Raw genomic sequence first — 20,003 nt, 5'->3', positions numbered from 1 at the left:
CGATGTTGCTGCCGCTGGCGGACTTCACCTCGCCGAAGATCGAGTACAGCGAGCTGGCGCCGCTGTTCGTCGTGTTCGGCGCGGCCGCCGTGGGGGTCCTGGTCGAGGCGTTCCTGCCCCGGCAGTTGCGGCACCTGGTGCAGCTGGCGATCACGGTGCTCGCCGTGGTCGTGTCCGGCGTACTGACCGGAATCCTGATGCACGACAAGAAGGAACTGATCGCGGTCCAGGGCGCGGTCGCGGTGGACGGCCCGGCGCTGTTCACCTGGCTGATCCTGCTGGCGCTGACGCTGATCAGCGTGCTGCTGTTCGCGGAGCGTTCGATCGACGGCGGCCTGTCCGCGTTCGCCGGCCAGGCGGCCGCCGTACCGGGCTCCGAGGCCGAGCGTGAGGGTACGGCGCTGCGCATCGAGCACACCGAGATCTTCCCGCTGACGCTGTTCGCGGTCGGCGGCATGATGCTGTTCGCGGCGTCGAACGACCTGCTGATCCTGTTCGTCGCGCTCGAGGTGTTCTCGCTGCCGCTGTACCTGCTCTGTGGGCTGGCGCGCCGTCGCCGGCTGATCTCGCAGGAAGCCGCGATGAAGTACTTCCTGCTCGGCGCGTTCTCGTCGGCGTTCCTGCTGTTCGGGATCGCACTGCTCTACGGGTACGCGGGCACGATGTCGCTCGGCGGCATCGCGGACGCGCTCGGCACCCAGACCGGTGGCGACACGATCCTGCTGGCCGGTACCGGTCTGCTGGGCGTCGGCCTGCTGTTCAAGGTCGGCGGCGTGCCGTTCCACTCCTGGACCCCGGACGTGTACCAGGGCGCCCCGACGCCGGTCACCGGTTTCATGGCGGCCTGCACCAAGATCGCCGCGTTCGTCGGCCTGATGCGGGTCTTCTACGTCGCGCTCGGCGGGACCCGCTGGGACTGGGCGCCGATGATGTGGATCGTCGCCATCCTGACGATGGTGGTCGGCTCGATCGTCGCGATCACCCAGACCGACGTGAAGCGGATGCTCGCCTACTCGTCGATCGCGCACGCAGGCTTCCTGCTGACCGCGTTCGTCGGCCTGGCGCAGTCCGGCAGCGGCGTGCACAACGGGATCACCTCGACCCAGGCGGTGCTGTTCTACCTGGTCTCGTACGGGTTCCCGACGATCGGTGCCTTTGCGGTCGTGACGCTGGTCCGGGACGCGGGCGGCGAGGCGACGCACCTGTCCCGCTGGGCGGGTCTGGGCAAGAAGTCGCCGCTGCTGGCCGCGATCTTCGCGTTCTTCCTGCTGTCCTTCGCCGGCATCCCGCTGACCGCGGGCTTCACCGGCAAGTGGGCAGTCTTCAGCGCGGCCTGGACCGGTGGCGCGTGGCCGCTGGTCGTGGTCGCGGTGCTGTCCAGCCTGGTCGCCGCGTTCTTCTACGTCCGCGTGATCGTGCTGATGTTCTTCTCCGACCTGCCGGCCGACGCGCCGGACGTGGCGCTGCCGGGTTGGCAGACCACGTCGGCGGTCGCGCTGGGTCTCGCCGCCACGGTGGTCCTCGGTCTGGTTCCCGGACCGGTGCTCGACCTGGCGGCCCGAGCTGGTGAGTTCATCCGTTGAGTCCGAACCAACTGCCGGCCGAGAGCCTGGGATTCGAGTTCGCCGACGCGGCGCTCGGGTCCCGGGTTCGTGCTGGGCTGGAGCGTGTGGAGCAGGCGCTGCTCGACGCGACCCAGTCGGAGGCGCCGTTCGTCACCGAGGCGGCGCAGCACGTCATGCTTGCCGGCGGCAAGCGGTTCCGGCCGCTGCTGGTGCTGCTGGGCGCCGAGTTCGGGGCCGAGCAGTCGTCTGACGACGTCGTGAAGGCGGCCGTCGTGGTCGAGCTGACCCATGTGGCGACGCTGCACCACGACGACGTGATGGACGAGGCGGCACTGCGCCGCGGCTCGTCCACCGCGAACGCGCGCTGGGACAACTCGGTCGCGATCCTGTCCGGCGACTGGCTGTTCGCCCGCGCGTCGGACCTGGTCGCGGATCTCGGTCCGGAAGCGGTCCGGATCCAGGCCCGTACCTTCGGCCGCCTGGTCGAGGGGCAGATCCGCGAGACCATGGGTGTCGGCGACGGCCAGGACCCCCTGAAGCACTACCTGTCGGTGGTCGCCGACAAGACCGGTTCGCTGATCGCGACATCCGTCCTCTTCGGTGCCCGGTACGCCGGCGCGTCGGCCGAGGTACAGGAATTGCTGCGGGCCTTCGGCGAGGAGATCGGCGTGGCGTTCCAGCTCGCCGACGACCTGCTCGACATCGCGTCCGAGTCCGGCCAGTCCGGCAAGACGCCCGGTACCGACCTCCGCGAGGGCGTTCCGACCCTCCCGGTGCTGATCTTCCGCGCCCAGGCGGATCCCGAGGACCCCACCGACGCCCGGCTCCTGAACCTCCTGGACTCGGACCTGTCCGACGACGCCCGGCTCGCCGAGGCCCTCGACCTGCTGCGCTCCCACGACACCTTCCGCCGGGCCGAGGACGACGTCCGCCGCCGCGCGGCCGACGCCCGCAAACTCCTCGCCTCCCTCCCCGAAGGCCCCGGCCGAGAAGCCCTCGACACCCTCTGCGACCTGGTAGCCACCCGCTCGGTGTAGCACCCGATTGAAGCGCTTGGCCGGTCACGGGTGATTCCGTAGGGTGAGCGGATGGTCGGCACACTGGTCGGTGGCACGATCGCGCTGCTGGGGTCTGTCATCGGCATCGTGATATCGCAGCGCCTGCAGCAGAGGGGCGAACGGAACGCGAGGATCCTCGACGCGAAGATGCGAGTCTTCGGCGAGTGCACCGAGGCGTTGTACGAGTACGCACGGGCGAACTTCGGTCGTGCAAGGGCTCGCATCGAGGGACAGACTGAGGCTGCCCGAGACGTGCTTCGGCAGGAGGTTTACCGGTGTGAGGCCAGAGCGCGGGCGGCGATCGGCCAAGCCGTGTACCTGAGTGGGACAGATGGTTTGGACGACAGGTTCGATTCGGTCCACGCTGCGGTGCACGACTTCAGCAAGGCCAACGATCAACAAGACCTCGAGAGTCGCCACGACCTGATCCAGAAGGAACTGAAAGACGTGCTGCGCAAGGTCCGGAAGGAACTGCAGAGGTAGCTGCTGGATTTGCGGCGGCGTGTGTGCTGGGCTCTGTGCGACGCGGCGACGGTGTGCGATGCTGTGCCGACTATGGGTAGTGCTGTGGAGCGTACCGGATTGTCGGTGGAGTGGTTGGCACAGAGTGTGCTGGGGCATCTGCCGGAGTTGACAGACGCGTTGGTCGCGACGATCTACGAGCAGAATCCCTCGTACCTCGAGCTGGATTCGGTGCCGCGACAGGACCTGTGGCGGTCGTGTCATGACAACGTTGCCCGGGTCGTGCAGATGATTGCCGACAGCGACGACCACTTCGATGCGGCGCAGGCGACCGGGCGGCGGCGGGCGGAGCAGCGAATGCCGTTGGACGACGTACTGAAGTCGTTCCGGCTCGGTGGACGGCAGGTCTGGGAGGCGCTGATCGACGAGGCGCGGGCCCAGGGGACGGTCGAGTCCGAGGTGCTGCTGGACGTTGCCGGAAAGGTCTGGGAGGTCGTCGACCGGACGTCGTCACAGGTCGCGACCGCCTACCACGCCGCCGAGCGCAACCTGGTCCGCGCCGACGAACAGCGCAGATCGACGCTCTGGGAAGGACTTCTGCAGGGGCGGGCGAATCGCGTCTTCGTGCAGGAGGCGGCCAGCGTCCTGGACATCCCGGTGAACGGCCCGTACGTCGTGGTCGCGATCGACAACCTGGTCGACGACGACTGTACGACGACGTCGTTCGCGCGCCGGCTCGCCGGAGTGCGGGTCGCGTCCGCCTGGCAGGTCCGGCCGCAGACCGTCGTCGGGTTACTTGCCCTCGGCATCGAATCCGCGGATGCGGTACTGCTCCTCCTCCGGCAACTCGTAGATGCGCCCGCGGGACTGTCTGGCGTGGTCGCAGGTCTGGCGGAGGTGGATGTTGCGTACCGGCAGGCGATGCTGGCCCGCCGCACCTTGCCGGCCGGCCGGATCGACGTTGCAGCGTTGACGGAGCGGCTTCCCGATGCGCTGTTGCTCAGCGCACCGGAGTTGGCCGCGCAACTGGTCCAGACCTGGCTCCGGCCCTTGACGACCGTACCCGTGCCGGAACGCGAACTCCTGCTGGACACTCTGGACAAGTGGGTGACGGCGGCCGGATCGGTCCGTCGTACGGCGGATCTCGCGCACTGTCACCGGAACACGGTGATCAACCGCCTGCACCGGGTCCATCAGATCACCGGCCGTGACGTCACCGCCGACGGCTGCCAACTCGAACTCGGCCTTGCCCTGCGGGCTTTCCGGCTCTTCCCCGCGTGACCGAACGGCCCGCTGTGCGTTGTGCACAGTGAAGCGCCGGAAACCTAGGCACTGCGGCTATCCCGTAGCGACTCCGGCGGTGCCAGACTGCGTTCCCAGCATTGCTCGAGCACGGAGGTCTCCCAATGGTCGAACACAGCACCGAAGATCGTCGATCGTTGGCGCCACCAAGCGAGAAGAAGCCCGGTCTGCTCGGCCGGCGGCGCGTCCTCGGGTATCTGATTGCCGCGCCGACGCTGGCGGTCGGGGTCAGTTGGGCGACCAACGAATCCGATCCGCGGGCAGCGGACGCGGCGGTGCCGTCGGTGCCGCAGCCGGCCGACGTGTTCGACCTCGGCGACCTGCAGAACCTGGCCGCCGCGCCGACGTCCGGCCTGATCACGGTGGAGCTGCGCACCGACGGGACGGCGTTCTTCGCGGTGCCGCGGGCCGAGGTCGGTCAGGGCATCACGACCGCGTTCGCGATGATCGTCGCCGAGGAGCTGGACCTGCCGATCGAGAAGGTCGAGATCGGCCTCGCCGACGCCCGCCCGGAGCTGCTGATGAACCAGCTCACCGGCGGGTCGAACTCGATGCGCAGCATGTACGTCCCGGTCCGTACGGCTGCCGCGATCGCCCGTCAGCGCCTGGTCGAGGTGGCCGCGCTGCAATGGAACGTCGCGGTCGACAAGGTGACCGCGGCCGCCGGCGTACTGACCGGGCCGAACGGGGTGACGGCGACGTACGGCGCACTCGCCCGGGCGGCTGCGGTTACGAAGACCGTCAAGGTGGCCGCCCAGCTGAAGGCCGAGGCGGACTTCAAGGTGCTGGGCAAGCCGCACAACCGCGTCGACGCGCACGGCATCGTCACCGGCAGCAAGCAGTTCGCGATGGATCTGCAGGTTCCGGGCGCGAAGCCGACCATGGTGGCACGGCCGCCGACGATCAACGGGACGCTGCGCAGGATCAACAACCTGGGCGCGCTGCGGGCGTTGCCGGGCATCACCGATGTCGTTGGTATCGCCCACGGTATCGCGATCCGCGGCGAGACCTTCGGCCAGTGCATCGACGCGATCCAGAAGGTCGACGCGACCTGGGGCCCGGGCACGGTCGACGACGAGTCCGACGCGACCGTACTGGCAAAGCTCCGGGCGGCGCAGCTGCCGATGGTGGTGCCACCGCTGCTGTCCCAGACGATCGACGCCGAGTTCGTGTTCGCGTTCGCGAGCAACAGCCCGCTCGAGCCGGACTGCGCGATCGCGGACGTCGGCCCGGACAGCGCCGAGATCTGGTCCAGCCTGAAGGTGCCGATCGTGGCGCAGGAGGACATCGCCAAGCAGCTCGGGCTGCCGATCGACGCGGTCAAGGTGCATGTCGTACAGGGCGGCGGCTCGTTCGGCCGGCACCTGTTCCACGACGTCGCGGCCGAGGCGGCGGAGATCTCGCAGAAGATGGGCAAGGCGGTCAAGCTGTCCTGGTCGCGGACCGACAACTTCCGCCAGGGCCGGACCCATCCGATGTGTACGTCGCGGGTCCGGGTGAACTACGCGGCCGGCAACGTGCTCAGCTACGAGCAGCGGCACACCAGCGTGCAGACCGACTTCGGGCACGGGCTCGGCGAGATGATCACGGCGTTCGCCGCGGATCTCCCGGTCGGCGGGAACCTGTCGTTCGCGGAGACGATCTTCGAACTCACGCAGTCCTCGCCGTACAACTTCGGTGTCACGACGCAGCTGCTCAACGAGGTGCCGCTGAAGTTCAACACCGGCAGCATGCGCAACATCTACTCGCCGAACGTGGTCTGCGCCGAGGAGCTGATGGTCGACCAGCTGGCCGCGAAGTTCCGCCAGGACCCGGTCCGCTTCCGCCGGAACTTCCTCAAGGACCAGCGCCTGCTCGCCGTGCTGAACAAGGCGGCCGAGGTCGGCGACTGGGGCAAGGCGATGCCGAAGGGTACGGCGCAGGGCGTCGGTATCCACTCGGAGTACCGGGCCGCGGTCGCGACCCTGGTCGAGATCGACTGCCGGCCCGAGACCGTGAACCGGCCGATCGAGGGCGAGGCGGTGACCGGCCCGCGGGTGACCAAGGCGGTGATCGTCGTCGATCCCGGGTTCTGCATCAACCCCAAGGGCCTCGAGGCGCAGATGTTCGGCGGGCTCCAGGACGCGATCGCGCTGGCGCTCACGTCGAGTCTGCACATCAAGGACGGCATCCCGCTCGAAGGCAGCTGGGACAACTACTTCTACACCCGCGAGTGGAACTCGCCGCTGGACGTGCAGGTGGTGATCATGCCGAACACCAGCGACAGCCCGAGCGGCGCCGGCGAGCTGTCGGTGGCGCCGGCCTTCGCCGCGATCGCCTGTGCGTACGCCAGGGCGACCGGCACGCTGCCGACGTACTTCCCGATCAACCACGGCAAGCTCGGGTTCGAGCCGCTGCCGGTCCAGCCGTCCACCCCGCAGTCGCCGACCGACGGCCTCGACCACACGTTCTGAGGAACCCATGCCAACTCACACCTTCAAGCTCAACGGCAAGCAGATCAGCGTCGACGCCGAGGACTCCGTGCGGTTGCTGTGGGTTCTGCGCGACCTGCTCGGAGTCACCGGGCCGAAGTACGGCTGCGCGCTGAACGTCTGCAAGTCCTGCACCTCGCACATCAACGGCAAGGCGTTCAACCCGTGCTCGGTGCCGGTGAAGGACATCTCCCCGACCGACGAGATCACCACGATCGAAGGGCTGCCGGACACCGTCGGCAAGGACCTGCACCCGATGCAGGAGGCGTGGCTGACGTACGACGTGGCGCAGTGCGGCTACTGCCAGCCGGGACAGATCATGGCGGCGGTCGCGAAGGTGAAGCAGGCCCGCGCCGAGGGCCGCGACATCACCGACGCGGACCTCGACGAGCTGCGCAACATCTGCCGCTGCGGTACGTACACGCGGATCCGGGAGGCGGTCAAGGCCGGCGCGGAGCACATGGGTGCGTGACGTCCTCCAGCAGGTTCGTGGGTGGTACGTGGACGGTGAGCGGTTCGCGCTGGCGACGGTGATCGACACGTTCCGGTCGGCGCCTCGCCGGCCGGGCGCGACGATGGCGGTGTCCGGGGACGGTGTCGCGGTGGGCAGTGTGTCCGGTGGCTGCGTCGAGTCCGACGTCTACGCGGTGGCACAGGAGGTCATCCGGACGGGCGTTCCAGTGGTCCGTCGGTACGGGGTGTCCGATGACGACGTGTTCGCGATCGGGCTGACCTGCGGTGGACTCATCGAGGTCCTTGTCGAGCCGGTTGATCGCACGGCGTTCGGCGAGTTCGAGTCGGTGGCGGCTGCGATCGAGGCGGGGCGGCCGGTGGCGGTCGCGACCGTGGCCACGGGCGACGGTCTGGGGCGGCGGCTCGTCGTCACGCCTGCAGAGGTTTCGGGCAGCCTCGGCGATCCGGGTCTGGACAGCGCCGTGGTCGAGGACGCGGTCGGCATGCTCAGTACGGGATCCACGGCGATCCGGCAGTACGGGACGCATGGTGAGTGCCGCCGTACCGAGGTCTCGGTGTTCGTGCAGGCGCTCACGCCACCGCCGCGGATGTTCGTGTTCGGGGCGATCGACTTCGCGGCCGCGGTGGCGCGGGTCGGGAAGTTCCTGGGCTATCACGTGACGGTGTGCGACGCCCGTGGTGTGTTCGCGACCCGGGCCCGGTTCCCCGAGGCAGACGAAGTGGTGGTCGACTGGCCCCACCGCTTCCTGGCCGGGGTGCTCGATCAGGTCGACGCCCGTACGGCGTTGTGTGTGCTGACGCACGACCCGAAGTTCGACGTACCGCTGCTGGAGCTGGCGTTGCGCACGGAGGCCGGCTACATCGGCGCGATGGGGTCCCGCCGTACGCACGAGGATCGGCTGGCCAGGTTGCGTGCCGCGGGCCTGGAGGCCGGCGAGCTGGCCCGGCTGTGCTCGCCGACCGGTCTGGATCTCGGCGCCCGGACGCCTGAGGAGACTGCGATCTCGATCGCCGCGGAGATCATCGCGAGCCGCAGCGCCGCGAGCGCCCGTCCGCTGTCCGCCACCACCGGCCGGATCCACGGTGGAACCCCGTCGGGATCGTTGAGCGAGGCCGGCGTGCTCAGTGCGATGGCAGCTCGGTAGGACGGTTCCGGGCCGGTCCGTGCACCTCGACGTACCCGCCGTCCGGACGCCGGATGATCCGCCCGGTCTCGATCCCGTGCTCCGCGACCTCCGTCTCGCCCCGCTGCAGACCCAGGCAGATGCGACGGGTCAGCCACAGCGCGACCGGCGGCCCGACGACCAGTAGGACCTGGAAGAAGTGCAGGAGCGTGTTCATGGACAGGTGGAACTGGAGAGCGATGGTGTCCGCGCCGGCCGCCGCCCAAAGCACGCTGTAGAAGGTCATCCCGGCGACACCGATGCCGGTCCGTGTGGGGTTGTTGCGCGGCCGTTCGAGGAGGTCGTACTCCTTCCGGTCTTTGAGCACCCGCTCCTCGATGAACGGGTACACGGCCACGAGCGCGAGGAACAGCGTGCAGATCGCGACCGGTACGAGGATGGCGAGGCTGATCGTCTTGCCCCACCAGACCACCTCCCAGCCCGGCGCGAGCCGCAGCGAGCCGTCCAGGAACGCGAGGTACCAGGCCGGGCCGACGCCGGCCGAGGTGTCCGCCGGGTCGGCTGGGCCGTAGAGCCAGACGGGGTTGATGGTCGCCGTCGCGCCCAGCAGGATCGAGACGCCGGCCACGAACGCGAACAGGCCCACGCCCTGCACTGCCGCAACCTTCGCGGTCTTCGTCCGCTTGCTGACGAGCTGGACCGGCTTCTGCTTGAGCGTGCGGAGTGCCGCGGCCGCGAACAGCGCGAGCAGTGCGACGGGCAGGACCACGACATGCAGCGGGTAGAAGCGCGAGATCACGTCACCGGGGAACTCGCCGCCGAACAGCAACGACGCGAGACCCGACCCGACGAACGGTGTTGCCTGCAGGACACCGTCGAGTACGGCGAGGCTCGTGCCGGAGGCGGTGTCGTCCGGGAGCGACGTACCGGTGAGCGCGGCGCCCAGGGTGAGGACGAGCAGGCCGAAGACGATCAGCCAGTTCAGCCGGCGCGGCCGCCGGAACGCCGCGGTGAAGAACAGCCGCAGCAGGTGCAGGGTGATCGCCGCGACCATCAGCAGCGTGGACCAGTGATGGATCTGGCGTACCAGCAGGCCGCCACGGACCTCGAACGTCAGTCGCAGCGTCGAGTCGAGGGCGCGGGACATCGGGATGCCGCGCAGCGGTCCGTACGGCCCGTCGTACACGACGTGATTGACCGATGGCTCGTAGTACACCATCAGGACCACGCCGCTGACGATGAGCATCACGAAGCTGTAGAACGCGATCTGCCCGAACAACAACGACCAATGATCGGGAAACACCCTGCCGCGCAGGTTCTTCCACGGACGCTGCATGAGCGACCTCCTCCGTCACCCCATACGACCCCGCGGCCCCCTGTTTTGTGACTCCAGGTGTTGCACCTCACGTTCGCCCAGACTGCCGAGGCGCAGCACAGCGACCTGGGCGTAGGACAGCAAGCGGTGGGTGACGGCAGGAAGCGGTGGGCCGGGATGGGAAGTGGTGGGTGGGGACAGGGCAGGAGATGCCCGCACCCACCTGTACCTGTCCACACCACCGGCTGCTGCCTCGAGCCTCCCCAACCACGCCGGCGAGTGATGTGCAGTTCGACAGGTAGAGCACCTCAGTACACCGTACGCATCCAGCGCTTTCACGCTCAGGTGCACTAGGTAGTTGACCCACGGGTGACCGACACGTCCTGTCGAGCTGTCCGATCCCGACAGCCCGACCGCCGACAGTGGGGGCAGCACGGCCGTGCTCAGCGGTGCTGCCAGGTGGGGCTTTCGACGTAGTGGTTGTCGTAGAGGTCGCTGGTTTGGGCGACCTGGTCCCAGCTGGTTTCGCCGCGGTAGGCGGATTCCAGGAGGCGGTAGTAGCCGAAGCGGGGTTTGGCCTGGGTGAGGACGAAGAGCACCTCGGTGGGGGCGTCTCCGGCGGCCTCGAAGGCGTGCGGGGTGTTCGGCGGGACGAGGAGGAAATCGCCCTGGTTCAGCTCGGTCAGCGTCTCGCCGGTGAGGACGCGGAGCCGGCCGGACATTACGTAGAACAGCTCGGCCGCCTCCTGGTGCAGGTGCGGGGGAGCGCCCTCCTTACCGGGCTGGAAGATCGAGCGGTGGCTGGTCAGGTGCCCGCCGGTGTCGGGTACGTCGGCCAGCAGCGTCACGCCACTCGCGGACAGGACCTCGGCGTCGTTCGAGCGGATCAGGAAAGACATGAACTTCTCCTTTTAGTTGCTAAGGGCAAGAGGCAGTTATTCAGGATATTTGGCATCCAGAATCAATTCCTGGGGAAAGGTGCGGTGAAAGGCTTCAGGACTTGAGGTTCGCGAAGTGGTTGCGGGTGTTCTCAGGTGCCTCGGGGGTCTGACTGATCACCCGTCCGGCGACGTCCGCGATGCTCTGCCCGGCCAGCTCGCGCCGGTAGGCCAGCTCCGCGGACCGCATCGCCTGGGAGATCAGGCATGCCTTGGTGTAGTCGGTCCGGTGGTCGGCGCCCGGGCCGGCCTTCAGGATCTCCATGCACCGGAACGCCTCGTCGGGTCCGTCGATCGCGACCACGATGTCGAGCAGCGAGATGTTGCGCGGGTCGCGGGCAAGCTGGAAGCCGCCCTTCGGCCCGGAGACCGAGGTGAGGATGCCGGCCCGCGCGAGCGCCTGGAGTTGCTTGTTCAGGTACGCCGTCGGCAGGTCGTAGAAGGCGGCGAGGCGCTTGGCGGTGACCGCCGCACCAGGCATCCAGCTGAGATTCACGCAGCTGTGCATCGCCCACTCGACGCCCTCGTTCATCTTCATAACCTGGATATTAAATGTCCTGAATACTCCAGGTCAACACCTTTCAGGCGGCGGAGGCGGTGAGGGCGGCTCGTTCTAGGGCCAGGGTGCGGCGGCGGGTGTGCATGCTGTCGAAGGTGAAGAGAGCGAGCGCAACCCAGACCAGGCTGAAGCCGACCCAACGCATCGTGGTCATCTGCTCGTGGAAGATCACCAGGCCGCAGATGAACTGCATGATCGGGGCGATGTAGTTCAGCAGGCCGAGGGTGGTCATCGAGACCCGCGTGGCGGCGGCGCCGAACAGCAGCAGTGGTACGGCGGTGATCGGGCCGGTCAGCAGGACCAGGACCAGGTACGCCGTCCCGTGGTGCGTGATCGTGGCGTCTCCTTGCAGGCCGAGGACGAGGATCGCCGCTGCTGCGAGCGGTGCGACGGTGCCGGACTCGATCGCCATGCCCTCGATCGCGCCGGCGCCGGCCTGCTTCTTCGCCAGTCCGTAGAACCCGAACGAGAACGTCAGGATGATCGCCACCCACGGCGGCTTCCCGTTCTCGATGGTCAGGCCGGCGACCGCGACGAAGGCGATCCCGAGCGCGGTCCACTGGATCGGGCGGAGCTGCTCCTTGAGGACGAAGACGCCGAGCAGGACGGTGAACAGTGGCGTGATGAAGTACCCGAGCGAGGTCTCCACGACGTGCCCGTTGCTGACGCCCCAGATGTAGGTGCCCCAGTTCGCCGAGATCAGGAACCCGGCGGCGATCAGCGGCCAGCGGCGGCGCGGTTCCGCGAGCAGTGCCTTCAGCCGGCCGAACTTCCGCAGTACGGCGACCAGGATCGCGATCGTGACCACGGACCAGAGGATCCGGTGCGCGAGCAGTTCGATCGCACCGGAGGAGTCGAGGAGCTTCCAGTACAGCGGGAACAATCCCCAGATCAGGTACGCGGTGAACCCGTAGGTGAATCCTTTTCGCTGTTCCGGCACGGCTCTCAGCGTAAGCCCGCGCGACAGTCGCATCCAAACCGTTTGCTCATGACGTGAGACGGCCGCGACCTCCCCCGCCGGTACGGTGTGCGGCGATCCGGCCACGGCCCACAGGAGGAATCGAATGGCGCAGTCCCGCGGCGAAATGATGAACGCACTGGTCGACGACATCACGCGGGCGGCGGTCAGGTCGGCGAACCTGTCGCCGGAGGACCGGGTGCTCGCCGGCGAGCGGGTCCGGCAGGCGATCCGGCGGGATGCGCTCGGAGCCCACGGCGATGTGGTCGCGGCGAGTCACGGCGATGCCGACCGGCCAGAGGCGGAGGCGGAGGCGTTCGAGGGGTACGTGCACGGCGATCGGCAGTACCGGGTCGAGCAGGACGCCGAGTCGCCGGCGCGGCAGTTGGCGGCGGAACTCGTGGCATCCGACGACCGGATCAACAAGATGGATCCGGCGCGAACCGCTAGGGCGCAGGAGTACATCGCGCACGCCGCGGCCTTCGCCGCTCAAGCTGAGGCGGGCAAGGTGTCCGGAGGTCCGTCGCAGGCTCCTGCCGCCGCCCGTGGTGCTGCCGCTGCCGGTCCTACGGCTGTGCCGGTGGCCGCAGTGAAGGCGGGACATGTCGCCAAGCCGCGGTCGGCGAACGGCCGGGGCGGACCGTCCATCGGGTGACTGCGACGTGAAGCCGCTGGTGTGATGCGGTTGGATGGAGGAGTGAACACCAGGAGGCGCGCGTGGGTGTGAGGACCGGTCTGGTCTCGGTGACGTTCCGTCAGTTGGCCGTCGACCAGGTGGTGGAGACGGCGGCGGAGTCCGGGCTCGCGGCGATCGAATGGGGCGGTGACGTGCACGTCCCGCTCGGCAACCTGGTGAACGCCAAGCGGGTACGCAACCTCACCGAGGTGCACGGCCTGCAGGTGGCGGCGTACGGCTCGTACCTGCGGGCCGGCAACGTCGACCGTGAGGAGATGCGGTCCGCGGTCGCCACCGCCGAGGCGCTCGGCGCGCCCCGGATCCGGGTCTGGGCCGGCAACGTCGGTACGGCGGACGCGGGCGTCGGCGACCGGATGGCGGTGACCCGCGGGCTCGGCGAGCTCGCCGACATGGCCGCCGGCGCGGGCATCGAGATCGCGATGGAGTTCCATCGCAACACGCTCACCGACGAGGTCGACTCGACGATCACGCTGCTGCTCGACGTCGGCGCGCCGAACCTCACGACGTACTGGCAGCCGCCCGTCGACCTCGACGACAAGGAATGCCTGCAGCAGCTCGAGGCCCTGATGCCGTGGCTGAGTACGGTGCACGTCTTCTCGTGGTGGCCGTCGAACAACCGCCTGCCGCTGGCCGCCCGCGAGTCCCTGTGGCGCCCCGTCCTCGACCGCCTCGCCGCCGCTCCCCGCGAGATCAACGCCCTGCTCGAGTTCGTCGCCGACGACTCACCCGAACAATTCACCCGAGACGCCGCCGACCTCCACAGCTGGGTCTAGCGCACAGGTTCGTACAGGGCGATGGCTAGCTTGCCGCCGGTTGGCTTGCCGGCGTTGATGTAGAAGCCGACCGTCGCGGGTGCGGTCTGTGGGTCCTCGGTGGTCCACCGGAAGCCGCCGGTCATCGGGCCGTCCTGATGAGCGGTCAGGCCGTCCCATCGGGTCCACACGTCCGGACCGATCCCGACGCTGCCGAAGCTCCAGAGGAACGGTTTCCCGACCGGGGTGGCGAGCTGCACCTTGCCCTGGGCGGCCGGTACGACCACCGCGCGGACGAACCGGTATGTCGTCCCGTCCGCCTCCTTCTCGCGGTCGAAGTCGATCCCGTCCTGCGTGACCTGCGGACCGGGATCGTAGATCGCGACACCGATCCTTGCCTTCGGCACCGAAACCTCCCGGCCGTTCTTGTCCACCAGCCGGGCGGTCACGGTCAGCGGCTTCCCGATCGGCGCGGTCAGCTGGACGGCGCCGGCCGAGCTCTGCTGCACCTCGTCGCCGTACCCGGTGTACCCGTTGATCGCGCTCCCGTCGCCGAACCGGACCTGTACCCGGTACTCGGGCGGGTTCAGGACGTAGTCGTCCGGCGTACCCAAGGTCTGCACGACGACGTTGTGACTGGCGGGGACGAAGCTGGTGGTGACCTGGTTGCCGCCGCGGTCGCCGATCACCGCGGCCAGCCGGTCGGCGGTGCCCGCCTGCCCCCGGAATCGCAGCCCGTCGCGGACGTAGTCGCCCGGCCGGGTCGGCCCCCAGGCACTTGAACGCGGACTCTGGTCGCTGTAGATGCCCACGGCAAGCTGCTCGTTCGCGTCCTGCACCGACCGGCCGTCGGCTCCGACGAGGTCGAGCGTGACCTTCGCGGGCTTGCCGATCGGGGCGTCCGCCCAGAGGGCGCTCTCGTCGGAGATACCGGTGCCCTGGATCGGGCCGTTGTCCTTCACACACGGGCGGGAGTCGACGGTGAACCCGTTGACGCGCACCCAGAGGATCCCGTCGGAGTCGGACCCGCAGCGGCCGTCGAACCGCAGGTGTTTGGTCGTCGGCGTCCAGTCGAACTCGACGTGGTTCGCGCCGGCCTGACCGGCCCATCCCTTGAGCAGGGCGTCGCCGTCGATCTCACCGGGCAGGGTGAATCCGTTCTGGTTGTACGACGGCGTGTTCGCGGGCCCGGGAGCCGGCTTGGTGAGCGCTCCAGGGAGGATCACGGCCGCGAGGGCGACAGCGGCGGCAGCGCCGAGGACTGTTGCGGTCCGGCGTTGCCTGGTGCGGCGGATCTTGTGCTGTACGCCGGGGAGCAGATCGGCGGAGTCGCCGTCGGCGGAGGTGGCGTGGGTCGCGAGCTCGTCGCGTAGTTCCTGGAGGTTCATCGGGGGGTCTCCAGATCGGCCGGGGTGGTCACGGAGGGGTCGACGCGTAGTTTGGCCAGGGCCTTGGCGGTCTGGCTTTTGACGGTGCCAACGGTGCTGCCCATCAGGCGGGCGGTCTCGGCCTCGCTGAGGTCCTCGTAGTACCGCAGGACGATGACGATGCGTTGGCGGCGCGGCAGGCGGCCTATCGCGTCCCATAGGTCGAGGCGGTCGTCGCCGTGCGCCGTGGGTGCCTCAGGTAGGTCCGCGGTCGGGATCTCACCGTTCCAGCGGCGTCGCCACCAGGTGGCGTACGTCGTGACGAGGATCCGCCGGACGTACGGCTCGGGGCTGTCCTCGCGGATCCGGGACCACTGGAACCAGGCCTTCGCCAGCGCGGTCTGGACCAGGTCCTCGGCCAGCGCGTGGTCGTGGGTCAGCAGGTAGGCGGTTCGTACCAGGGCCTGCGAGCGCGCCGCGACGAAGGCGTCGAAGCTGACCGCGCCGTCGGTCGGCACCACTCTCACCCCCGTCACCACGCCGTCGTCGATGCTCACATCCTGCTGGACCGGCTGGCCCCGCCAGATGGTTGCCTCGCCGAACGACGAAAGTCGGTTGATGGCGGAAAGTTTCCGCAAGTACTGGTCAAGTGGCGGAAAGTCCCGGAATGCTGGGCCGGGACAGGTTCCCTTCACCGCCCCGGAGGTTCCGATGTCCATCATCCGACCCGTGCCGCGACTGCTGGCAGTCCTGCTGCTGTTCGCCGCAACCCTCACCACCTCGCAGGTCGTGGCCACGACGGTCGCGCATGCCGACGGCTGCTACACGTGGGGCCGCACCCTCAGTCAGGGCGCGTCCGGCGAGGACGTGCGGCAACTCCAGATCCGCGTCGCCGGCTATCCCGGGTACGGCGCCCATCTCGCGATCGACGGCGCGTTCGGACCGGCCACCAAGGCGGCGGTGCAGCGCTTCCAGTCGGCGTACGGACTCGGCGCGGACGGGATCGCCGGGTCCGCGACGTACAGCAAGATCTACGCGCTGCAGGACGACGACTGCACGCCGATCCACTTCACCTACGCCGAACTCGACGACGGCTGCGGTGGGTCCGGGTACGACGGCGGCCCGCTGTCCGAGGCGGCCACGAAGGCGAACGCGCTGCGCACGATGTGGCAGCTCGAGGCGCTCCGGCACGCACTGGGTGACCAGGCGCTGAACATCTCCAGCGGTTTCCGGAGCATTCCGTGCAACCGCTCGGTCGGTGGCGCGAGCAACAGTGAGCACCTGTACGGCCGTTCGGCGGACCTGACCGGGGTGCACTCGTTCTGCACGATGGCCAAGGAGGCCCGCAGCCACGGGTTCGGCGGCATCTTCGGCCCCGGCTACCCCGACCACAACGACCACACCCACGTCGACATCCGCACCACCAACACCTGGTCCGCCCCCAACTGCGGCATCTAGGGCGTGCCTCCTGGATCAGGAGACACGCCCTAGAGCAGTTGGCTCACGGTGTGGATGGTGAGGCCGACGAGGGCTCCGACGACGGTGCCGTTGATGCGGATGAACTGGAGGTCGCGGCCGACGTGCAGCTCGATGCGGGCCGCGGCCTCCCGGCCGTCCCAGCGTTCGATGGTGTCGGAAATGACGGAAACGATCTCGGTTCCGTAGGTGCGTACGACGTAGCCGACGGCCTCGGCGGCGCGGGCGTCGACCTTGGCACGCAGCGGTTCCTCCTCCTGGAGGCGCCGGCCGAGGTCCTGCAGGACCCGGACGCCGCGCCGCCGGAGGGTGCTGTCCGGGTCGTTGATCGAGCCGATCAGCGCGGTCCGCATCGCGTCCCAGACCGCGGTCAGGCTGTTGCCCATGTCCGGATGCGTGAGCATCCGCGCCTTCCACGCCTCGAACCGCTCCATCGTCTCCGGATCGTTCTGCAGGTCCTCGGCCAACTGCCCGAGCAGCCGGTCGACCGCCCGCCGCGCCGGATGCGTCTGGTTGTCCCGTACGTCGGCCAGCCAGGAGAGCGCCTCGCGGTGGATCCGGTCGATCACCATCCGGTCCACCCACTGCGGTGACCAGCGTGGCGCTCGCGGACCGACCACGTCCGCGAGCAGGTCGCGGTTGCCCGCGAGCCAGTCGTGCGCCTCCACCATCAGCAGGTCGAACAACGCGTGATGCGCGCCGTCCTCGACCACCGACTCGACGAAGTGCCCGGCGATCGGGCTCAACGGCTCCTTCACGAACCGGGGCAGCAACGACCCGCTGACGAACGCGGCCACGTCGTCGTCACCGAGTTTGGGCAGCGCCGCACCGATCGTCCGCGCCCCCTCGGCCACGATCCGCTCGGCGTGGTTGCCGTCGGCAAGCCACTCGCCGGCCCGCCGGCTGATCTCCGCCGTGCGCATCTTTTCCGAAACGACTTCCTCGGACAGGAAATTTTCCGTCACGAACTGCTCGAGGCTTTCCGCGAGGCTGTCCTTGCGGGTCGGCACGATCGCGGTGTGCGGGATCGGCAGCCCGAGCGGGTGCCGGAACAGCGCGGTGACCGCGAACCAGTCCGCGAGCGCACCCACCATCGCCGCCTCGGCCGCCGCGTTCAGGTAGGCCCAGCCGCCGTCCCGGTGCAGCGTCAGCACGTAGATCACGGCGGCGAGCACGAGCAGGGCCAGTGCCACCGACCGCATCCGCCGCAGCCCACGCCGCCGTACCAGATCGGCCGCGCCCAACGTCAAGGTCGCCATACCCCGATCTAACCAAGTCCGTGGGAACGAATCCCTCAGGCAAGCACCTGAGTCGACCCTCGACGTTCCATCAGGCCGGAGACCACGGCCAGGACCAGACCGGCCAGTGCGAGGCCGGAGCCGAGCCGGCTGGGCCACTCGTAGCCGTAGCCGGCGGCCAGGACGACGCCGCCCAGCCAGGCGCCGAGCGCGTTGGCGATGTTCAGCGTGGAGTGGTTCAGCGAGGCGGCCAGCGACTGACCCTCGTGGGCGACGTCCATCAGGCGGGTCTGCAGCGCCGGCACCAGGATGCTCGCCGAGCAGCCCATCGCGAACACCGCGGCCAGCGCGCCGGGGCGGCTCTGCGCGAGCCAGCCGAACATTCCGAGGACGACGGCGACCGCGATCAGGCCGCCGTACACGCTGCCCATCAGCGAGCGGTCCGCGAGCCGGCCGCCGAGGACGGTGCCGACGGTCATGCCGACGCCGTACACACCGAGCACGATGGTCACCGCGGTCTCCGAGAAACCGGACAGTTCCGTCATCGTCGGGGTGATGTAGGAGTACGTCGCGAACATCCCGCCGAAGCCGACCATCCCGACGAGCAGGGCCATCCATACCTGCGGCCGGGCCAGCGCGCTCAGCTCGCTGCGGACGTTCACGTCGCTCCCGACCGGCTGCGGCGGCACCCAGAACCAGACCGCGACCAGCGTCAGCAGGCCCAGGACACCGACCGCCAGGAACGGCACCTGCCACCCGAACTGCTGCCCGAGCAGGGTCGTCACCGGTACGCCGATGATGTTCGCGACCGGCAGCCCCACCATCGTCATCGACACCGCCCGTGCGCGCCGGTCGGCCGGCACCATCGACGCGCCGACCACCGCACCGATCCCGAAGAAAGCGCCGTGCGGCAGCCCGGACAGGAACCGCGCGGCGAGCAGGAAGTGGTAGCTCGAGGCAACCGACGACAGCACGTTGCCGACCACGAACACCGCCATCAACCCGAGCAGCAAACGTTTTCTGCCGGTCCGTGCACCGAGCGCCGCGATCACCGGGGCGCCGACCACGACCCCGAGCGCGTACGCCGAGACGACATGGCCGGCGGTCGGGATCGAGACCCGGACCCCGTCCGCGATCTGCGGCAGCAGCCCCATCGTGACGAACTCGGTGGTCCCGATCGCGAAACCACCGGTCGCCAGCGCGAAGATCGCCAGAGTGACGTGCCGAGAGGTCGTGTCAGGAGCGACTGAACTTGTCACACCTGATTGTCGCAGAGATCAGGAGAGCCACTGCCAGCACGGCGAAGACCACGTTCCCGATCAGGTCGACCACGTGCGGAGCCGGGAAGATCGGGTCCTCGGGGAATGCGTGCCAGGCGTACGTCAGCATCGTGCCGCCCGCGATCGCGAGCGCGTGCTGCCGGGTCCAGCCCGTACGGCGCGACGTACGCACCAGGACCACCGCTGCGGCGATGCTGATGGCGAGCATCAGGGCCGCGCCGAGCCAGCCGTTCTGCACCAGGTCGCTGATCAGCATCCAGCCCGAGCTCACCACCAGGCCCGCGACCGCGAAGAGCCAGGGCGTCGGGACCTTGCCCGCGGTGGACTTGGGTGTACGCCGGCCGATCCGGATCGCGACGACGATCAGGACGGCGATGGCGACCACAACGCCGGCGAACTGGGCGGGCGACGCGACGAACGAGTCCATGCCGAGCTGGATGGCGGTGGTGGAGATGATGCCGACCACGAACAGTGCGCCGTACACGCTGAGGCCGACCTTGCCGAGCCACGGCTCGCGCGGCCGGCGGGACATCGACTCGACGAGCACGATCGGCACGGTGATGCTCCAGATCGTGTGCAGCCCCAGTACGAACACGGTCCACGGAGCACCCATGCCGAGGAAGCCGATGTGCCCCGGATCGAGGAGCCGTTGATCGGCGTAGTTCGGGTTGAACAGCGATTGTGTGGTGATGCCCTCCTCGAGCACGCCGTACGCGAGTGCGAGGACCACCACGCTCGGGTAACCCCAGCCGCGCCGCCGAACGAGCTCGCGGATCAGTACAGCGCCGCCGCCGTACAGCGGAGCCAGGCCGAACAGTGCGAACATCGCGCTGATCGGGATGTTTCCGAGCAGGAACTCGGCCACCAGGGGAGACAGGAAGAACAGCCCGAGCGCGGGCAGGCTTCGTCGTACGGAGCGCTGCCGGGGAGCGGTCACCACAGTCGTGTTCGTCATGACTTCACTCTC

Annotated in this window: 19 protein-coding genes; 10 read left to right on the top strand and 9 right to left on the bottom strand. The window is 68.8% G+C overall.

The features are described 5' to 3' along the window. Positions 1 to 2 precede the first annotated feature (2 nt). From nuoN to ACGFI6_RS20535, 7 genes are all read left to right on the top strand, one after another. Positions 3 to 1,583 (top strand): NADH-quinone oxidoreductase subunit NuoN, encoded by a 1,581-nt coding sequence (gene nuoN, locus ACGFI6_RS20565; protein ID WP_393121279.1) that lies wholly within the window; start codon positions 3 to 5, stop codon positions 1,581 to 1,583. Positions 1,584 to 1,609: 26 nt separating this feature from the next. Beyond that, positions 1,610 to 2,602 (top strand): polyprenyl synthetase family protein, encoded by a 993-nt coding sequence (locus tag ACGFI6_RS20560; RefSeq protein WP_393121277.1) that lies wholly within the window; start codon positions 1,610 to 1,612, stop codon positions 2,600 to 2,602. Positions 2,603 to 2,653: 51 nt separating this feature from the next. Further along, the gene (locus tag ACGFI6_RS20555; RefSeq protein WP_393120699.1) at positions 2,654 to 3,106 is read left to right on the top strand and encodes a hypothetical protein; all 453 of its coding nucleotides are present in this window, start codon (positions 2,654 to 2,656) and stop codon (positions 3,104 to 3,106) included. Between the two features lie 105 nt (positions 3,107 to 3,211). Further along, on the top strand, positions 3,212 to 4,366 hold the full coding sequence (locus tag ACGFI6_RS20550) for a PucR family transcriptional regulator (RefSeq protein ID WP_393120697.1): 1,155 nt from the start codon (positions 3,212 to 3,214) through the stop codon (positions 4,364 to 4,366). 125 nt (positions 4,367 to 4,491) lie between these two features. Continuing rightward, complete coding sequence (locus ACGFI6_RS20545) at positions 4,492 to 6,840, top strand: molybdopterin cofactor-binding domain-containing protein (protein ID WP_393120695.1); 2,349 nt, start codon at positions 4,492 to 4,494, stop codon at positions 6,838 to 6,840. A 7-nt stretch (positions 6,841 to 6,847) separates the two neighbouring features. Further along, the gene (locus ACGFI6_RS20540) at positions 6,848 to 7,330 is read left to right on the top strand and encodes a (2Fe-2S)-binding protein (RefSeq protein WP_393120693.1); all 483 of its coding nucleotides are present in this window, start codon (positions 6,848 to 6,850) and stop codon (positions 7,328 to 7,330) included. Continuing rightward, the gene (locus tag ACGFI6_RS20535; protein WP_393120691.1) at positions 7,323 to 8,477 is read left to right on the top strand and encodes an XdhC family protein; all 1,155 of its coding nucleotides are present in this window, start codon (positions 7,323 to 7,325) and stop codon (positions 8,475 to 8,477) included. The genes ACGFI6_RS20540 and ACGFI6_RS20535 overlap by 8 nt, the downstream gene beginning before the upstream one ends. Here the strand turns inward: ACGFI6_RS20535 and ACGFI6_RS20530 are convergent. From ACGFI6_RS20530 to rarD, 4 genes are all read right to left on the bottom strand, one after another. Further along, positions 8,455 to 9,792, bottom strand: coding sequence for a cytochrome bc complex cytochrome b subunit (locus tag ACGFI6_RS20530; RefSeq protein ID WP_393120689.1), 1,338 nt, complete (start codon positions 9,790 to 9,792; stop codon positions 8,455 to 8,457). The genes ACGFI6_RS20535 and ACGFI6_RS20530 overlap by 23 nt on opposite strands. Before the next feature lie 422 nt (positions 9,793 to 10,214). After that, positions 10,215 to 10,670, bottom strand: a complete 456-nt coding sequence (locus ACGFI6_RS20525) for a cupin domain-containing protein (RefSeq protein WP_393120688.1) — start codon at positions 10,668 to 10,670, stop codon at positions 10,215 to 10,217. Positions 10,671 to 10,764: 94 nt separating this feature from the next. After that, a complete protein-coding gene (locus ACGFI6_RS20520; RefSeq protein WP_393120686.1) occupies positions 10,765 to 11,247 on the bottom strand; it encodes an RrF2 family transcriptional regulator in 483 nt (160 codons plus the stop codon). A gap of 43 nt (positions 11,248 to 11,290) precedes the next feature. Beyond that, positions 11,291 to 12,208, bottom strand: coding sequence for an EamA family transporter RarD (gene rarD, locus ACGFI6_RS20515; protein ID WP_393120685.1), 918 nt, complete (start codon positions 12,206 to 12,208; stop codon positions 11,291 to 11,293). Between the two features lie 124 nt (positions 12,209 to 12,332). Between rarD and ACGFI6_RS20510 the strand changes: the two genes are divergently transcribed. Continuing rightward, positions 12,333 to 12,881 carry a hypothetical protein gene (locus tag ACGFI6_RS20510; RefSeq protein WP_393120683.1) on the top strand — a complete coding sequence of 183 codons (549 nt, stop codon included), beginning with the start codon at positions 12,333 to 12,335 and terminating at the stop codon, positions 12,879 to 12,881. 62 nt (positions 12,882 to 12,943) lie between these two features. Next, complete coding sequence (locus ACGFI6_RS20505; RefSeq protein ID WP_393120681.1) at positions 12,944 to 13,696, top strand: sugar phosphate isomerase/epimerase family protein; 753 nt, start codon at positions 12,944 to 12,946, stop codon at positions 13,694 to 13,696. Here the strand turns inward: ACGFI6_RS20505 and ACGFI6_RS20500 are convergent. Next, positions 13,693 to 15,063: a hypothetical protein gene (locus ACGFI6_RS20500; RefSeq protein ID WP_393120679.1), complete on the bottom strand. Its 1,371-nt coding sequence runs from the start codon at positions 15,061 to 15,063 to the stop codon at positions 13,693 to 13,695. The two genes, ACGFI6_RS20505 and ACGFI6_RS20500, sit on opposite strands and share 4 nt — an antisense overlap. After that, complete coding sequence (locus tag ACGFI6_RS20495; RefSeq protein ID WP_393120677.1) at positions 15,060 to 15,599, bottom strand: SigE family RNA polymerase sigma factor; 540 nt, start codon at positions 15,597 to 15,599, stop codon at positions 15,060 to 15,062. Before ACGFI6_RS20495 ends, ACGFI6_RS20500 begins: the two co-directional genes overlap by 4 nt. A 172-nt stretch (positions 15,600 to 15,771) precedes the next feature. Between ACGFI6_RS20495 and ACGFI6_RS20490 the strand changes: the two genes are divergently transcribed. Continuing rightward, complete coding sequence (locus ACGFI6_RS20490; RefSeq protein ID WP_393120675.1) at positions 15,772 to 16,500, top strand: D-Ala-D-Ala carboxypeptidase family metallohydrolase; 729 nt, start codon at positions 15,772 to 15,774, stop codon at positions 16,498 to 16,500. A 29-nt stretch (positions 16,501 to 16,529) separates the two neighbouring features. Here ACGFI6_RS20490 and ACGFI6_RS20485 read toward each other — a convergent pair whose 3' ends face one another. Genes ACGFI6_RS20485 through ACGFI6_RS20475 form a run of 3 tightly spaced genes read right to left on the bottom strand, consistent with a single transcriptional unit; the run spans position 16,530 to position 19,991 of the window. Further along, positions 16,530 to 17,777, bottom strand: coding sequence for a DUF445 domain-containing protein (locus ACGFI6_RS20485; protein WP_393120673.1), 1,248 nt, complete (start codon positions 17,775 to 17,777; stop codon positions 16,530 to 16,532). A gap of 35 nt (positions 17,778 to 17,812) precedes the next feature. Continuing rightward, complete coding sequence (locus tag ACGFI6_RS20480) at positions 17,813 to 19,015, bottom strand: MFS transporter (RefSeq protein WP_393120671.1); 1,203 nt, start codon at positions 19,013 to 19,015, stop codon at positions 17,813 to 17,815. Beyond that, complete coding sequence (locus ACGFI6_RS20475; protein ID WP_393120669.1) at positions 18,993 to 19,991, bottom strand: hypothetical protein; 999 nt, start codon at positions 19,989 to 19,991, stop codon at positions 18,993 to 18,995. The genes ACGFI6_RS20480 and ACGFI6_RS20475 overlap by 23 nt, the downstream gene beginning before the upstream one ends. Positions 19,992 to 20,003: the final 12 nt, after the last annotated feature.

The sequence above is a fragment of the Kribbella sp. NPDC048928 genome (assembly GCF_043197975.1).
In the GTDB taxonomy this organism is placed as follows: domain Bacteria; phylum Actinomycetota; class Actinomycetes; order Propionibacteriales; family Kribbellaceae; genus Kribbella.
Note: the sequence above shows the minus strand (reverse complement) of the source record. Positions and strands in the feature narration are given on the sequence as shown.

Coding starts and splice junctions, on each gene's coding strand:
- nuoN (WP_393121279.1), top strand. CDS start 3: ATGTTGCTGCCGCTGGCGGACTTCACCTCGCCGAAGATCGAGTACAGC.
- ACGFI6_RS20555 (WP_393120699.1), top strand. CDS start 2,654: ATGGTCGGCACACTGGTCGGTGGCACGATCGCGCTGCTGGGGTCTGTC.
- ACGFI6_RS20545 (WP_393120695.1), top strand. CDS start 4,492: ATGGTCGAACACAGCACCGAAGATCGTCGATCGTTGGCGCCACCAAGC.
- ACGFI6_RS20540 (WP_393120693.1), top strand. CDS start 6,848: ATGCCAACTCACACCTTCAAGCTCAACGGCAAGCAGATCAGCGTCGAC.
- ACGFI6_RS20530 (WP_393120689.1), bottom strand. CDS start 9,792: ATGCAGCGTCCGTGGAAGAACCTGCGCGGCAGGGTGTTTCCCGATCAT.
- ACGFI6_RS20525 (WP_393120688.1), bottom strand. CDS start 10,670: ATGTCTTTCCTGATCCGCTCGAACGACGCCGAGGTCCTGTCCGCGAGT.
- ACGFI6_RS20520 (WP_393120686.1), bottom strand. CDS start 11,247: ATGAAGATGAACGAGGGCGTCGAGTGGGCGATGCACAGCTGCGTGAAT.
- ACGFI6_RS20510 (WP_393120683.1), top strand. CDS start 12,333: ATGGCGCAGTCCCGCGGCGAAATGATGAACGCACTGGTCGACGACATC.
- ACGFI6_RS20500 (WP_393120679.1), bottom strand. CDS start 15,063: ATGAACCTCCAGGAACTACGCGACGAGCTCGCGACCCACGCCACCTCC.
- ACGFI6_RS20485 (WP_393120673.1), bottom strand. CDS start 17,777: ATGGCGACCTTGACGTTGGGCGCGGCCGATCTGGTACGGCGGCGTGGG.
- ACGFI6_RS20475 (WP_393120669.1), bottom strand. CDS start 19,991: ATGACGAACACGACTGTGGTGACCGCTCCCCGGCAGCGCTCCGTACGA.